This window comes from Streptomyces rhizoryzae, from assembly GCF_023155275.1.
GTDB lineage: Bacteria > Actinomycetota > Actinomycetes > Streptomycetales > Streptomycetaceae > Streptomyces > Streptomyces rhizoryzae.
Genome location: NZ_JALMUV010000009.1, coordinates 99,194 through 113,078, shown reverse-complemented (window position 1 = coordinate 113,078; position 13,885 = coordinate 99,194). Strand labels below are relative to the sequence as shown.

The window sequence follows — 13,885 nt, the reverse complement described above, 5'->3', positions numbered from 1 at the left end:
GTGGAGCAGCAGCAGGCGGCAACCCCGCGCCCCGACCGCACCTCCCCCGCCGGGCCCGCCGACGGGGTCGAGACCCTCGACGTCGAGCAGGCCGAGGCCGCCCTCGTCGAGCACTACCCCCGGCTGGCCCGGCTGGCCTATCTGGTGCTGCCGCCGGGCGCCGGGCGCGGGCGGCGGGTGCTGGCCGCGCACGCCGTGGTGCAGCGGGCGCTGCCCCGCCGCGGCGGCCCCGGTGCGGCGCTGCCCGCCCAGCGCGGCGGGGACCCGGCCGTCGATCCCGGTTACGCGCTGATGCGGCTGCGGGTGCTGCGGGCGGCGCTGGCCGCCGGGCGCCGGCGGTGGCCCCTTCCGGCGCCGCTGCCCCGGGTGTGGGGCCTGCGGCTGTTCCCGCGCACCGGCGGCGCCGACGAACTCGCCCTGGACCAGGCGCTGTCGGCGCTCTCCGGCCCGGCCCGGGCGGCGTTCGTGCTGCGCGATCTGGAGCGGCTGACGGCCCAGGAGACCCGGCGGCTGCTGGAGGCCGCGGGGGTCGCCGACGCGCGGGCGGCGCTGGCCGCGGCGGAGCGGGCCGCGGTGCCGGCCGGGAGCCGGGACCGGGCGCTGCTGGAGTCGGTGGAGTTCGACCCGTGCGCGCTCCAGGCCCGGCCGACGGACCTGGTCCGGCGCCGCCAGCACGGCCGGGCGGCGGTGGCGGCCGGGGCGGCGCTGCTGGTGTGCGGGGCGCTGCTCGGGCTGCCGGGCGAGGGCTGGGGCCCGGACGGCGCCGCTGCCCCGCCCTACACCCGCAACGCCGCGGCCGAGGCGGCCCTGGATCCGGGCCGGCTGCTGGTGTCCTCGGCGGACGCCTGGCGGACCGCGGCCCGGCCGGACTTCGCGGCCTGGCCGGCCCGGGGCGGCCGGACCGGCGACAAGGCGCTGCTGCGCCGGGCGCTGGCGGTGTGGGCCCGGCCCGGTGCCGCCGTCCAGGTCACCGCGACGCCCGGCACGCCCACCGGGCCGGCCGCCGGGCCACCCCAGTTGCTCTTCGCCGGCGAGGTGGGCCACACCGCGGTGGTGCTCTTCCACGACGGGCTGCGGGTGGTGCGGTACGCGGAGCGGACCGGCGGCCAGGGGCAGGACGGCGGTGCGGTGGTGGGGCTGGACTTCGCGCGGACCGACGGGGCGGTGGCGGGGGCGGCGAGCGCCCTGGTGGCGGGCCGCACGGCGGACGGCGTCCGCTATCTGACGGCGCCGTGGGTGGCGTCGGTGCGGCTGGTGGACCTGGTGCGGCCGGACGCGGCGGGGCGGCGGGTGGCGGTGGGCGCGGACGGGCTGACCGCGCCGGTCCCGGTGCCGCGCCCCGCGGGGAGGTGCGCCGGCTGGCCCGCCCTCCGGGTCGGCGGGCGGCTGGACGGGCAGCCGGATGCGGACGGCACCGGGCCCACGGCGGGCAGCGGCGGCGCGCTGCTGACCGACCTCGGTGAACTGGCCCCGGCCCGGCTCACGTACGGCCCGCCGGGCGCGCCGGGTGCGGTGTCCGGGCCGGCCGGGCGGGCGGCGTGGGCGCGGACGGCGTGCCGGCTGCCGGCGGTGCTGGGGCAGGGCGTGCGGGCGGTGAACGCCTGGCGGTTCGCCGGGCAGCCGCTCCCCGGGGGCGCGGGCCGCGCGGACTGGCTGTGCGCCCGGGCGGAGACCTGGCGGGGTGCGGGCAGCAGCACGATGACGCTGTTCCTGGCGCCGGCGCCGGGTGGCCGGCCGTACCCGCCGGGGGCGGTGACCGCTCGCGCGCAGGGCGGTACGGTCTGCGGCCCGCGGGCGCCGCGGGTGCTGGCCGGGGTGCTGTGGCAGGGGGCCGGCGGCCGGTGGTGGCTGCTGGCGGCGGGCAGCGAGCAGGTGGTGTCGGTGACCGCGCGCGGCGGGGTGCGCGGGCAGGCGGCGGGGCGGCTGCTGGCGGTGCCCGCCCGGCGGGGCGCCCGCGCGGAGGTGGCGGGGGAGCTGGCCGGGGGCGGTGCGGTGGGGGTGCTGCGGTGAGGCGGCCGGTCGCGGCGGGGTGACGGGCGGGCGGCGGCCCGCGCGGTTTTCGGTGTCGAGGGGGTATCGACATCCCTTACCCACCAGTACATTGACGCCATGTCTAATACGGCCTCGCTGCGGCCCCAGCCGGTCGCGTCCGAGCACACCCCGCTGAAGGCGCGCAACGTGGCCTTCGACTGGGCGGACACCCCGCTGCACTGGATACCCGGCGACCCCTCCAGCACGCACACCATCAACGTCCTGCACCTGCTGCTGCCGGCCGGCGAACGCTGGTTCGTGCACGTCTACAAGCAGGTGCTGCCGGCCATCCGCGACCCCCGACTGCGGGCGGACGTCATCGGGTTCATCGGCCAGGAGGCCATGCACTCCCAGGCGCACGACGACGTCCTGCCGCACCTGCGGGCGCAGGGCCTGGACCCCACCCCGTACACCGCGCAGGTCGACTGGCTCTTCGAGAAGCTGCTCGGGGACCGGACCCTGCCGCCGGGGCGGGCCCGCGAGTGGTGGCTGAAGGAGCGGGTGGCGATGATCGCCGCCATCGAGCACTACACGGCGTTCCTGGGCGACTGGGTGCTCAACGCCCGGGCGCTGGACGCCCGGGGGGCCGATCCGACCATGCTCGACCTGCTGCGCTGGCACGGCGCGGAGGAGGTCGAGCACCGCTCGGTGGCCTTCGACCTCTTCCTGCACCTGGACGGCGACTACCGGCGGCGGGTGCGGACCTGGGCGACGGCCTTCACCGCGCTGGTGTTCCTGTGGCAGCGCGGCGTCCGGTTCTTCATGGCGAACGACCCCACGCCGGCGGCCGGGAAGGCCGCGGTGCGGGACTTCCTGCGGGGCGGGCGGCAGGGCGTCCTGCCGACCACGGGGGCGATGCTGCGGTCCATCCCCCAGTACCTGAGCCGCCGTTACCACCCCTCGCAGCACGGGAGCACCGAGCAGGCCCTGGCCTATCTGGACCGTTCGCCCGCCGCGCGGGCCGCCGCTGCCGCCTCCGGAGGTGCCTGAGATGCCCGCGCGCCTCCCGGTGACCCGGCCCGCCGGCCGCGGCCGGGTGCCGTCCGGCCCGTTCCCCGCGGGGCTGCCGCGGCTGGGGGCCGTCCTGGCCGCCGCCGGGACCGCGCTGGCGGTGCGCCGGGCGCTGCGGCGGCGGATCCGGCGGTCGCCGCTGTGGCCGCTGCCCGCGCTGGAACAGCCGGTCTCGGGGCGGGGTCGGGGTGCGGGCGGTCCGGCCGGGCGGCGGCTGCGGGTGGCCCGGCGGACGGTGGTGGCCGAGGGGGTGGTGGCCCTGCGCCTGGAGGGCGGGCGGCTGCCCGCCTGGGAGCCGGGCGCGCACCTGGACCTCGTGCTGCCCTCCGGGGCCGTGCGCCCGTATTCGCTGTGCGGCGAACCGGCCGACGCCGTACGGGCGGACGGCGGCTCGTACACCGTCGCGGTGCGGCTGATCGAGGACGGGCGGGGTGGTTCGCGGGAGGTGCACGAGGCGCTGCGGGAGGGCACGGCGGTCGAGGTGCGCGGCCCCCGCAACCACTTCCCGCTGGTGGACCACCCCGCCTACCTCTTCGTGGCGGGCGGTATCGGGATCACCCCGATCCTGCCGATGGTGCGGCGGGCCGAGGCGGCGGGGGTGCCCTGGCGGCTGCTGTACGCGGGGCGGTCGCGGGCGTCGATGCCGTTCCTGGCGGAGGTGGCGGAGCTGGCCGGGGGCGCCGGCGGCGGGCGGCTGACCGTCGTCGCGGAGGACGAGGACGGGCGGCCGGACCTGGCCGGGGCGCTCGCCGGGGTGCCCGCGCACGCCGCCGTGTACTGCTGCGGCCCCCAGCCCCTGATGGACGCGGTCGCCGCGCTGCTGCCCGACGGGCCGGAGGGGCCGGCCCTGCACACCGAGCGCTTCGCACCGGGCGCCGGGGGGACGGACTCCGCGGCGGAGCCGTTCGAGGTGGAGCTGCGGCGCAGCGGCCGTACGGTCACGGTGCCGGCCGGCACCAGTGTGCTGCGGGCGCTGCGCGACCAGGCCCTGCCGGATCTGCCGTACTCCTGCGAGCAGGGCTTCTGCGGCACCTGCCGGCAGCGGGTGCTGGCCGGTGACGTGGACCACCGGGACGAGCTGCTGACCGGTGCGGAGCGCGCCGACTCGCTGCTGATCTGCGTGTCCCGTGCGAAGCCGGGGACGTGTGGGCTGGCGCTGGACCTCTGAGCCGGGGCGGGCGGCGGAACGGTGGTGGGGCCGCCGGGCCGGTCGTTAGGGTGGGCGCATGACGACCGGGGCACGCCGCAGGATGGGGGTCGAGGAGCGACGGGAGCAGCTGATCGCCGTCGCACTCGGCCTCTTCAGCCACCGCTCCCCCGAGGACGTCTCGATCGACGAGATCGCCGAGGCCGCCGGGATATCGCGCCCGCTGGTCTACCACTACTTCCCCGGCAAGCAGCAGCTCTACGAGGCCGCGCTGCGGCGGGCCGCGGACGAGCTGACGGCCCGCTTCGCCGAACCGCACGAGGGCCCGCTCGGCACCCGGCTGCTGCGCGTCATGGAGCGGTTCTTCGACTTCGTGGACGAGCACGGGCCGGGCTTCTCGGCGCTGATGCGCGGCGGCCCGGCGATCGGCTCGACGCGTACCGGCGCGCTGATCGACGGGGTGCGGCAGGCCGCCTTCACCCAGATCCTCGCCCACCTCGACGAGGACGCCCGGGACCCCGCGCCGCGGCTGGAGCTGGTGGTCCGCTCCTGGATCTCGCTGGCCGAGACCACCGCGCTGCTGTGGCTGGACGGGCGGCGGGTGCCGCGGGCGGAGTTGGAGCGGCAGCTGGTGCACGACTTCGCCGCGCTGGCGGCGGTCAGCGCCGCGTACGACGAGCGGATGGCGCGGGTGGTGCGGCGGATGCTGGCGGACGAGCCGGCGGACGGGATGTTCGCCGACCTGGTGGGCCGGCTGCTGGCGCTGCCCCAGCCGGTCTGAGGCGGGCAACGGCCGGGTGCCGGGGGCCGGTTGCGGCAGTTTCCTGCAAGACCTTTCGCAAGGGATTGCAAGGGTGTTACGTTCCCGGGCGAGCCGGTCCGGCCGGCCGGGGGGCCGCCGCACGGCGGTGGACCCTACGCGCCCGGCCGCCCGGACCGGCCACCACCGCACGGCAGTTGACGATGCATCAGGTATGGGCGGGGCCGGTGGAGCCCCGTACCACCAGTTCGGGCTGGAAGACGAACTCGGTGCGCTGGACGGGGTTGCCCTGGATCTCCTCGATCAGCGCGCCCACCGCGGCGGTCGCCATCGCCGGGACGGGCTGCCGGACCGTGGTCAGCGGCGGGTCGGTGAAGGCGATCAGCGGGGAGTCGTCGAAGCCGACGACGGAGAGCCGGCCGGGGACGCCCACGCCGCGCTGCCGGGCGGCGCGGACCGCGCCCAGCGCCATCAGGTCGCTGCCGCACACGATGCCGGTGCAGCCGTCGTCGAGCAGCGCGGCGGCCGCGGCGGCGCCGCCCTCGACGCTGAACAGGGTGTGCCGCACGCGCCGTTCGGCCTGCCCCGGCGAGAGGCCGAACGCCTCCGCCAGCGCCGCGGTGAACCCCTCCGCCTTGCGGCGCGAGGGCACGTAGCGGGCCGGGCCGACGGCCAGTCCGATGTCCCGGTGGCCCAGCTCGGCGAGGTGGCGGACGGCCATCCGGGCCGCCGCGCGGTCGTCGGGCGAGACGCAGGGCGCGTCGATCCGGTCGTGGTAGCCGTTGATCAGGACGTAGGGGACGCCGCGGGCGGTGAGGCGGGTGTAGCGGGCGGGGTCGGCGGCGGTGTCGGCGTGCAGGCCGGAGAGGAAGACGATGCCGGTGACCCCGCGCTCCTCCAGCTGCTCGACCAGTTCGTCCTCGGTGGCGCCGCCCGGCATCTGGGTGCACAGCACCGGCGTGTAGCCGTGGCCGGCCAGGACCTGCTCGATGACCTGGGCGAACGCCGGGAAGATGGGGTTGGTCAGCTCCGGGATGACCAGGCCGACCAGTCCGGCGCTGCGCCGCCGCAGCCGGACCGGGCGTTCGTAGCCGAGCACGTCGAGCGCGGCGAGCACCCGCTGCCGGGTGCCCGCCGCCACGCCCGCCCGGCCGTTGAGGACCCGGCTGGCGGTGGCCTCGCTGACCCGCGCCTGGGCGGCGATGTCGGCCAGGCGCGGACCGGAGCGGGGGGCCGGCCCGCTCACTCCTCCCACCAGATCGTGGTGTCCGCGGGGAGCAGCTGGGTGCCGCGGGGCCCGGGGGCCGCGGGGACGGCCCGGCCGTCCGGGGCGGCGTACGGCGGCCGGGAGGACAGCAGCCGGCGGACCGGCGGGAGGGCCAGCCGGACGTCCGCGTCCGTGGTGTTCACCGTGCAGACCAGCCCGCCGGGGCGGCGGAAGGCCAGCACGCCGTCGGGGGCCGGCAGCCACTCCACCGCCTCCCCGGCGCCGAGGCCGGGGTGGGACCGGCGCAGGGCGAGGGCGGTGCGGTACAGCTCCAGCGTGGAGGACGGGTCGCCGGTCTGGGCGTCGACGGTGAGCCGGCCCCAGTCGGCCGGCTGCGGCAGCCAGGGCGCCGCGCCGCCGAAGCCGTACGGGGGTGCCGTACCGCTCCAGGGCAGCGGCACCCGGCAGCCGTCGCGCAGGCCGTCCTGGCCGCTGGCGCGGAAGAAGGACGGGTCCTGGCGCACCTCGTCGGGCAGGTCGGTGACCTCCGGCAGGCCCAGCTCCTCGCCCTGGTAGAGGTAGGCGGAGCCGGGCAGGGCCAGCATCAGCAGGGTGGCGGCGCGGGCGCGGTCCGGGCCGCCGAGGCGGGTGGTGTGCCGCACCACGTCGTGGTTGGAGAGCACCCAGGTGGCCGGTGCGCCGACGGCGCGCAGGGCGGACAGGGAGCTGTCGATGGCGGTGCGGAGCCGCCCGGCGTCCCAGGGGGTGTTGAGGTAGTGGAAGTTGAAGCTCTGGTGCAGCTCGTCGGGGCGGACGTAGCGGGCGAGCCGCTCGACGGTGGGCGCCCAGGCTTCGGCGACGCCGATCCGCTCGCCGGGGTACTCGTCGAGGATGGCCCGCCAGGAGCGGTAGATGGCGTGCACACCGTCCTGGTCGAAGAACGGCAGCACCTGGGAGCCGATCAGCCGGGCCTGCTCGCCGTGGCCGATGTCGGGCAGGCCGGGGGCCTTGACCATGCCGTGCGCGACGTCGATCCGGAAGCCGTCCACGCCCAGGTCGAGCCAGAAGCGGAGGACGGAGCGGAACTCGTCCTGGACGGCCGGGTGGTCCCAGTTGAAGTCGGGCTGCTCGGGGGCGAAGAGGTGGAGGTACCACTCGCCGTCGGGCAGGCGGGTCCAGGCCGGGCCGCCGAAGACGGACTCCCAGTCGTTGGGCGGGAGTTCGCCGTCGCGGCCGCGCCCCGGCCGGAAGTGGAAGCGGGCGCGCAGGGCCGAGCCGGGGCCCTCGGCGACCGCGCGGCGGAACCACGCGTGCTGGTCGGAGCAGTGGTTGGGGACCAGGTCGGTGATCACGCGCAGGCCCAGGCGGTGGGCCTCGCACAGCACCGCCTCGGCGTCCGCGAGGGTGCCGAAGAGCGGGTCGACGGCGCGGTAGTCGGCGACGTCGTAGCCGGCGTCGGCCTGCGGCGAGGCGTAGAAGGGGCTGAGCCAGACCGCGTCCACGCCGAGGTCGCGCAGGTGCGGGAGCCGGTCGCGGATGCCGGGCAGGTCGCCCATGCCGTCGCCGTTGCCGTCGGCGAAGCTGCGCGGGTAGATCTGGTAGATCACCGCATCGCGCCACCAGTCGGTGGCCGGCGCGGCCGGGCCGGCGGGGGCGGTCTCGGGCGGGGCGCTGAGCTGTGGCGTCATGTCATCCCTTGGTGGTGCCGGCGGTCAGTCCGGCGACGAGGTGGCGCTGGGCGAAGGCGAAGACGAGCGCGGCCGGTACGGCGATGAGCACGGCGGCGGCGGTCATCGAACCCCAGTCGTTGGTGTACTGGTTGACGAAGGTCTGGAGCCCGCCGGCGAGGGTGAGGTTCTCCTCGCCGGTCATGAAGGCGGAGGCGTAGGCGACCTCGGCCCAGGCGGTGACGAAGGTGTAGAAGCCGGTGACGGCCAGGCCGGGGCGGGCGAGCGGGAGGACCAGCCGCCAGAAGGTGCCGAAGGGGTTGAGGCCGTCGACCCGGCCGGCCTCGTCGATCTCCACCGGGATGGTGTCGAAGAAGCCCTTCATCATCCAGGCGCAGAACGGCACGGCGATGGTGAGGTAGGTCAGGACCAGGCCGGCGGGCTGGTTGAGCAGGCCGAGCGCGGCGAGCAGGTTGTAGAGCGGGACGATCAGCACCGCGACCGGGAACATCTGGGTGAGCAGCAGCAGCCACATCAGCGGGCGCATACCGGGGAAGCGGAAGCGGCTGACGGCGTAGCCGGTGGTGGCGGCGATGAAGACGCCGAGGACGGTGGTCAGGCCGACGACGAGCAGGGAGTTGCCGAACCACCGCAGGAAGGACGTGCCGGCCAGGACGTGGGTGTAGTTGCCGAGGGTGAAGTGGGTGACGAGGCTGGTGGTGAAGGCGTCGTTGCGGGGTTTGAACGAGGTGATCAGCAGCCACAGCGGCGGGAAGACCGCGATGACCGTGGCCGCCGCCAGGGTCAGGTGCAGGCCGGCCGAGGCCAGCGGGTGCCGTGCGGAACGGGGGCGGGTGCGGGTCCGGGTGCGGGCCATGGTCACCACACCTCCCCTTGCCTGCGCAGCGCCCGGCGGTAGCCGGCGGCGGCGAGGGCGAGCAGGACGAGGATGACCACGCCCCAGGTGGCGGAGGCGGAGAAGTTGCGGGGGCTGTCGACGAAGGAGAGCCGGTAGGCGTACGTCACCAGGATCTCGGTGGCGTCGCCGGGCCCGCCCCGGGTGAGCAGGAAGATCACCGGGAACATGTTGAACGTCCAGATCGTGGAGAGCAGGAGGACGGTGCCGCTGACCGCGCGCAGCCCGGGCACGGTGATGTGGCGGAAGCGCTGCCAGGCGCCGGCGCCGTCCATCTCGGCGGCCTCGTACAGCTCGCCGGGGATGGACTGGAGGCCGCCGAGCAGGGCGACGAGCATGAAGGGCACGCCGAGCCAGACGTTGACGGCGATGACCGAGAGCTTGGCCCAGACCGGGTCGTTGAGCCAGGGCACGGCGTCGATGCCGCCGCCCGCCAGCAGCTTGTTGAGGATGCCGTTCTTCTCGTTGTAGAGCATCCGCCAGGTGAAGACGGAGATGAAGGCGGGGACGGCCCAGGGCAGGATCAGCGCCAGCCGGTAGAAGGTGCGGCCGCGCAGGGAGCGGTTGAGCAGGGTGGCGAGGGCCAGGCCGGTGAGGAAGGTGAGCGAGACGCAGCCGACGGTCCACACCACGGTCCAGCCCAGGCGGCCCCAGAAGACGTCGTCGGTCAGCACCGCCCGGTAGTTGGCCAGGCCGGTGAAGCGGTAGGTGGCGGGCAGGTGGTTCATGCCGATCGAGCGCTCGACATTGGCCTCGTTGGCGTCGGTCAGGGAGAGGTAGACGCCGCGGACGAGCGGGATCCCGATGATGACGCCGATGACGAGGACGACCGGCGCGGTCATCGCCCAGGCGTACCAGTGGGTGCCGCACGCCCGGCGGATCCGGGCGGTGCGGGTCACGAGTAGTCCTTGAGCAGCTTCCGGTAGGCGTCCCCGGCGGCCTTGGCGGCCTGTTCGGGGGTGGCGGCGCCGGTGAGCACCTTGTTCATCTGGACCTTGAGGGGCTCGAAGAGGGAGTTGCCCTCGGCGATCCAGGGGCGCTGGACGGCGCCGTCGACGGCAGGCTTGAAGAAGCCGACCATCTCGTTCCGCTTGACCGAGGGGACGGTGTAGACCGACTTGCGGGTGGGCAGCAGGCTGAGCTTCTCGGTGGTCTCCTGCTGGACCTCGGCCGAGCTCATGTACTTCACGAAGGCGTAGGCGGCCGGGAGGTTCTTGCTGCCGGCGTAGACCGAGAGGTCCCAGCCGCCCTGCGGGGAGCCCTGGGCGGTGCTGCCGCCGGGGACGGGCGCGACGCCGAGGTTGCCCTTGTCCGCGAACGCCTTGCCGGCGCGGGCGCCCTCGATGTCCCAGGGCCCGTCGATGGCCATCGCGACGGCGCCGTCCTTGAGGGCCTTGAGCTCGTTCTCCTGCCCGTCGGTGGCGTCGGTGACCGCGGCGCCGGAGTCGACGAGCTGCTTGAGGGTGCGGAAGGCGCGGACCCCGGCGGGGCTGTCGATGGTGACCTTCTTGTGGGCCGCGTCGACCATGTCGCCGCCCTCGCCGTAGAGGTAGGGCAGGAACCAGTAGGGGTCGTCGCCGCGGAGGTAGAGGGCGGTGGCGCCGGTCTTGTCCTTGATCGTGCGGGCGGCGGCGGCCAGTTCGGCGAACGTCTTGGGGACGGGCACCCCGGCGTCCTTGAGCAGCTTCTTGTTGTAGAAGAGCCCGAGGGTGTCGATGACCTGTGGGGCGGCGTAGGTCTTGCCGCCGAACCGCGTCGAGCCGACGGCCTGCGGGAGGTAGTCGCCGGTGTCGTCCAGCGCCGGGGTGCCGTCGAGCGGCGCGAGGTAGCCGAGGTTGGCGAAGTCGGCGACCCAGGCGACCTCGGTGCGCATCACGTCGGGGGCGCCCGCGCCGCCGCCCGCGGCGTTCTTGAACTTGGCGTTGGCGTCCCCGAAGGGGACGTTGACGTAGGCGACGTGGACCTTGGGGTGCTCCTTCTGGAAACCCTCGGCGAGCTTCCGGTAGGTGGCCTTCTCGGCGTCGTTGGAGGTGTCCCAGAAGGTCACCGTGCCGGACAGCTCCCCGCCCGCCGAGCCGCCGCCGTCACCCCCGCCCCCGCATCCCGTCGCCGCCAGGGCCAGGCCCGCTACCAGCGCGGTGGCGAGAGCGCCACGTATGCCACGCCGCATCTGAACTCCTTTGGGAAAGCCTCGGTTGGCGGTCTGGAACGTAACAGCGGCGCAAACGAACCGAAAGATGTTGCGGGATTTTTCTGCAAGAATTCTGGAAGACTTTGCGGCGGACCGGCCGGAACGGGCCCCTCCGGGGGCTGCGGCGCACCGTCACCCGCCGTCCGCCGACGCGTTGACCCCGTGGCAGCACCTTCGCTTCGAGACCTGACAGGGACGGCAGATGACCCAGGAGCTCACTTCCCCCGGCCCCGCCCCCAGGACCGCCGGACCGGACCGCGGCCGGGGGTGGTGGCGCGACGCCGTCATCTACCAGGTCTACGTCCGCTCGTTCGCGGACAGCGACGGCGACGGCGTCGGCGATCTGCGCGGGGTGCGCGAACGGCTCCCCTACCTCGCGGAGCTGGGCGTGGACGCCGTCTGGCTGACCCCGTTCTACGCCTCGCCGCAGGCCGACGGCGGCTACGACGTCGCCGACTACCGCGCCGTCGACCCGCTCTTCGGCACCCTCGCGGACGCCGACGAGCTGATCCGCGCCGCGCACGCGCTGGGCCTGCGGGTGATCCTCGACATCGTCCCCAACCACACCTCCGACCGCCACCCGTGGTTCCTGGACCCGGACCTGGCCCGGCAGCGCTACGTCTTCCGCCCCGGCCGGGGCCCGCACGGCGAACTCCCGCCCAACGACTGGGAGTCCGTCTTCGGCGGCCCGGCCTGGACCCGCACCGACCGCGGCGACTGGTACCTCCACCTGTTCGCCCCCGAGCAGCCGGACCTGGACTGGGAACGGCCCGAGGTGCACGAGGAGTTCGCCGCCATCTTCCGCTTCTGGCTCGACCTGGGCGTGGACGGCTTCCGGATCGACGTCGCGCACGGCATGGTCAAGGCCCCCGGCCTGCCCGACATCGGCCACGGCGCACAGGCCCGGCTGATCGGCACCCAGGTGCTGCCGTTCTTCGACCAGGACGGGGTGCACGCCATCCACCGCACCTGGCGCCGGCTGCTGGACGACTACGGGGCGGCGCACGGCCGGGACGTCATCGGGGTCGCCGAGGCGTGGGCGCCGACCGTGGAGCGGCTGGCCCTCTACGTTCGCCCGGACGAGCTGCACCAGGCGTTCAACTTCCAGTTCCTGACCGCCCCGTGGGACGCCGCGGCGCTGCGCGCGGTCATCGACTCCTCGCTGGCCGCCACGGTCGCGGTCGGCGCGCCCACCACCTGGGTGCTCTCCAACCACGACGTGGTGCGGCACACCACCCGGCTCGGCGGCGGCCTGGCCCGGGCGCGCGCCGCCACCCTGCTGATGCTGGCCCTGCCCGGCTCCGCCTACCTCTACCAGGGCGAGGAGCTGGGCCTGCCGGAGGTCACCGACCTGCCCGACGAGGTGCGCCAGGACCCGGCGTTCTTCCGCGGCCGGTCCGGCGGCGCGGACGCCGGCGGCCAGGACGGCTTCCGGGACGGCTGCCGGGTGCCGCTGCCGTGGACCGGCCAGGCACCGCCGTACGGCTTCGGGCCGGGCGGCAGCTGGCTGCCGCAGCCCGCCGACTGGGGCCGGCTGAGCGTCGCGGCGCAGACCGGCGACCCGGCCTCCACGCTGGAGCTGTACCGCACCGCGCTGGCGCTGCGCCGCCGGCTGCCGGGCCTGGGCGACGGGGAGATGGCGTGGCAGCCGGCCCCCGAGGGGGTGCTGGCGTTCCGCCGGCCCGGGGTGCTGTGCACCGTCAACACCCGCCCCGGGCCGGTCCCGGTCCCGCCGCCGGGCGAACTGCTGCTGTCCAGCGCGCCGGTGGCGTCCGACGGCCCGTCGGCGGTGCTGCCCGGGGACAGCTGCACCTGGTGGGCAATCTGAAGACGTGCGCGGTACAGTCCCCCTCATGACCGCCCGGCTTGCCGACATCGCAGCGCAGGCGGGTGTCAGCGAGGCCACCGTCAGCCGGGTTCTCAACGGGAAGCCCGGTGTCTCCGCCACCACCCGCCAGTTGGTGCTCGCCGCCCTCGACGTGCTGGGCTACGAGCGGCCGCACCGGCTGCGGCGGCGCAGCGCGGGCCTGGTCGGACTGATCACCCCGGAGCTGGAGAACCCGATCTTCCCGGCGTTCGCCCAGGTCATCGGGCAGGCACTGACCCGCCAGGGATACACCCCGGTACTGGCCACCCAGACGCCCGGCGGATCCACCGAGGACGAGCTGACCGAGATGCTGGTGGACCGCGGGGTGGCCGGCATCATCTTCGTCTCCGGGCTGCACGCCGACACCGACGCCGACATGGGGCGCTACGAGCGGCTGCGCGGCCAGGGCGTGCCGTTCGTGCTCATCAACGGCTTCTCCGACCAGGTGCGCGCGCCGTTCGTCTCACCCGACGACCGGGCCGCGGTGGAGCTGGCGGTGACCCACCTCACCGCGCTCGGGCACCGGCGGATCGGGCTGGCGCTGGGGCCCCGGCGGTTCGTGCCGGTGCAGCGCAAGATCGCGGGCTTCCTGCGCTGCGTCGAGGAGCAGCTGGGGCTGGACGCGGCGGAGGCCGAGGGGTTCGTGCAGCACTCCCTCTACACCCTGGAGGGCGGGCAGGCCGCGGCGGGCGCGCTGATCGAGCGCGGGGTGACGGCGATCGTGTGCGCCAGCGACATGATGGCGCTGGGCGCGATCCGGGCGGCCCGGCAGCGCGGCCTCGCGGTGCCGCGGCAGATGTCCGTGGTGGGCTTCGACGACTCCCCGCTGATCGCGTTCACCGATCCGCCGCTGACCACGATCCGGCAGCCGGTGCAGGCGATGGGGCAGGCGGCGGTGCGCGCCCTGCTGGAGGAGATCGGCGGGACCCCGGCGCCGCACAGCGAGTTCGTCTTCCTCCCGGAGCTGGTGGTGCGGGGCTCGACGGCGTCGGTGCCGCAGGAGGCGCCCGGCGCGGCGGTCCCCCGGCCGCTGCGGGCCGCGCGGTAGGCGCCGCCGGCCGCCCGCCGGGGTTTCCCCTAGGGGAAAC

The 13,885-nt window shown here is 75.5% G+C and carries 11 protein-coding genes; 6 read left to right on the top strand and 5 right to left on the bottom strand.

Annotation, left to right across the window (positions count from 1 at the left end):
* From MUU72_RS10525 to MUU72_RS10510, 4 genes are all read left to right on the top strand, one after another.
* Entirely contained in the window at positions 1-2,010 is a 2,010-nt protein-coding gene (locus MUU72_RS10525) for a hypothetical protein (RefSeq protein WP_248012909.1), read from the top strand.
* Between the two features lie 99 nt (positions 2,011-2,109).
* On the top strand, positions 2,110-3,021 hold the full coding sequence (locus MUU72_RS10520) for a metal-dependent hydrolase (RefSeq protein WP_248012908.1): 912 nt from the start codon (positions 2,110-2,112) through the stop codon (positions 3,019-3,021).
* A gap of 1 nt (position 3,022) precedes the next feature.
* Positions 3,023-4,210: a PDR/VanB family oxidoreductase gene (locus MUU72_RS10515; protein ID WP_248012907.1), complete on the top strand. Its 1,188-nt coding sequence runs from the start codon at positions 3,023-3,025 to the stop codon at positions 4,208-4,210.
* A gap of 58 nt (positions 4,211-4,268) precedes the next feature.
* Positions 4,269-4,970: a TetR/AcrR family transcriptional regulator gene (locus MUU72_RS10510; RefSeq protein ID WP_248012906.1), complete on the top strand. Its 702-nt coding sequence runs from the start codon at positions 4,269-4,271 to the stop codon at positions 4,968-4,970.
* Positions 4,971-5,157: 187 nt separating this feature from the next.
* On the opposite strand, the gene MUU72_RS10505 is transcribed toward MUU72_RS10510, so the two are convergent.
* The 5 genes from MUU72_RS10505 to MUU72_RS10485 are packed head-to-tail and all read right to left on the bottom strand — an operon-like array spanning position 5,158 to position 10,909.
* Positions 5,158-6,204: a LacI family DNA-binding transcriptional regulator gene (locus tag MUU72_RS10505; RefSeq protein WP_372503061.1), complete on the bottom strand. Its 1,047-nt coding sequence runs from the start codon at positions 6,202-6,204 to the stop codon at positions 5,158-5,160.
* Positions 6,192-7,844: a glycoside hydrolase family 13 protein gene (locus MUU72_RS10500; protein WP_248012904.1), complete on the bottom strand. Its 1,653-nt coding sequence runs from the start codon at positions 7,842-7,844 to the stop codon at positions 6,192-6,194. The genes MUU72_RS10505 and MUU72_RS10500 overlap by 13 nt, the downstream gene beginning before the upstream one ends.
* A 1-nt stretch (position 7,845) precedes the next feature.
* Positions 7,846-8,700: a sugar ABC transporter permease gene (locus MUU72_RS10495; RefSeq protein WP_248012903.1), complete on the bottom strand. Its 855-nt coding sequence runs from the start codon at positions 8,698-8,700 to the stop codon at positions 7,846-7,848.
* Between the two features lie 2 nt (positions 8,701-8,702).
* Positions 8,703-9,638: a carbohydrate ABC transporter permease gene (locus MUU72_RS10490; protein WP_372503060.1), complete on the bottom strand. Its 936-nt coding sequence runs from the start codon at positions 9,636-9,638 to the stop codon at positions 8,703-8,705.
* Positions 9,635-10,909 (bottom strand): extracellular solute-binding protein, encoded by a 1,275-nt coding sequence (locus MUU72_RS10485; protein ID WP_248012902.1) that lies wholly within the window; start codon positions 10,907-10,909, stop codon positions 9,635-9,637. Before MUU72_RS10485 ends, MUU72_RS10490 begins: the two co-directional genes overlap by 4 nt.
* Positions 10,910-11,132: 223 nt before the next feature.
* On the opposite strand from MUU72_RS10485, the gene MUU72_RS10480 reads away from it, so the two are divergent.
* Together MUU72_RS10480 and MUU72_RS10475 are read left to right on the top strand one after the other, a co-directional pair.
* A complete protein-coding gene (locus MUU72_RS10480) occupies positions 11,133-12,758 on the top strand; it encodes a glycoside hydrolase family 13 protein (protein ID WP_248012901.1) in 1,626 nt (541 codons plus the stop codon).
* 25 nt (positions 12,759-12,783) lie between these two features.
* Positions 12,784-13,845, top strand: coding sequence for a LacI family DNA-binding transcriptional regulator (locus MUU72_RS10475; RefSeq protein WP_248012900.1), 1,062 nt, complete (start codon positions 12,784-12,786; stop codon positions 13,843-13,845).
* Positions 13,846-13,885 lie beyond the last annotated feature (40 nt).

Coding starts and splice junctions, on each gene's coding strand:
- MUU72_RS10495 (WP_248012903.1), bottom strand. CDS start 8,700: ATGGCCCGCACCCGGACCCGCACCCGCCCCCGTTCCGCACGGCACCCG.
- MUU72_RS10515 (WP_248012907.1), top strand. CDS start 3,023: ATGCCCGCGCGCCTCCCGGTGACCCGGCCCGCCGGCCGCGGCCGGGTG.
- MUU72_RS10485 (WP_248012902.1), bottom strand. CDS start 10,909: ATGCGGCGTGGCATACGTGGCGCTCTCGCCACCGCGCTGGTAGCGGGC.
- MUU72_RS10510 (WP_248012906.1), top strand. CDS start 4,269: ATGACGACCGGGGCACGCCGCAGGATGGGGGTCGAGGAGCGACGGGAG.
- MUU72_RS10475 (WP_248012900.1), top strand. CDS start 12,784: ATGACCGCCCGGCTTGCCGACATCGCAGCGCAGGCGGGTGTCAGCGAG.
- MUU72_RS10500 (WP_248012904.1), bottom strand. CDS start 7,844: ATGACGCCACAGCTCAGCGCCCCGCCCGAGACCGCCCCCGCCGGCCCG.
- MUU72_RS10480 (WP_248012901.1), top strand. CDS start 11,133: ATGACCCAGGAGCTCACTTCCCCCGGCCCCGCCCCCAGGACCGCCGGA.
- MUU72_RS10520 (WP_248012908.1), top strand. CDS start 2,110: ATGTCTAATACGGCCTCGCTGCGGCCCCAGCCGGTCGCGTCCGAGCAC.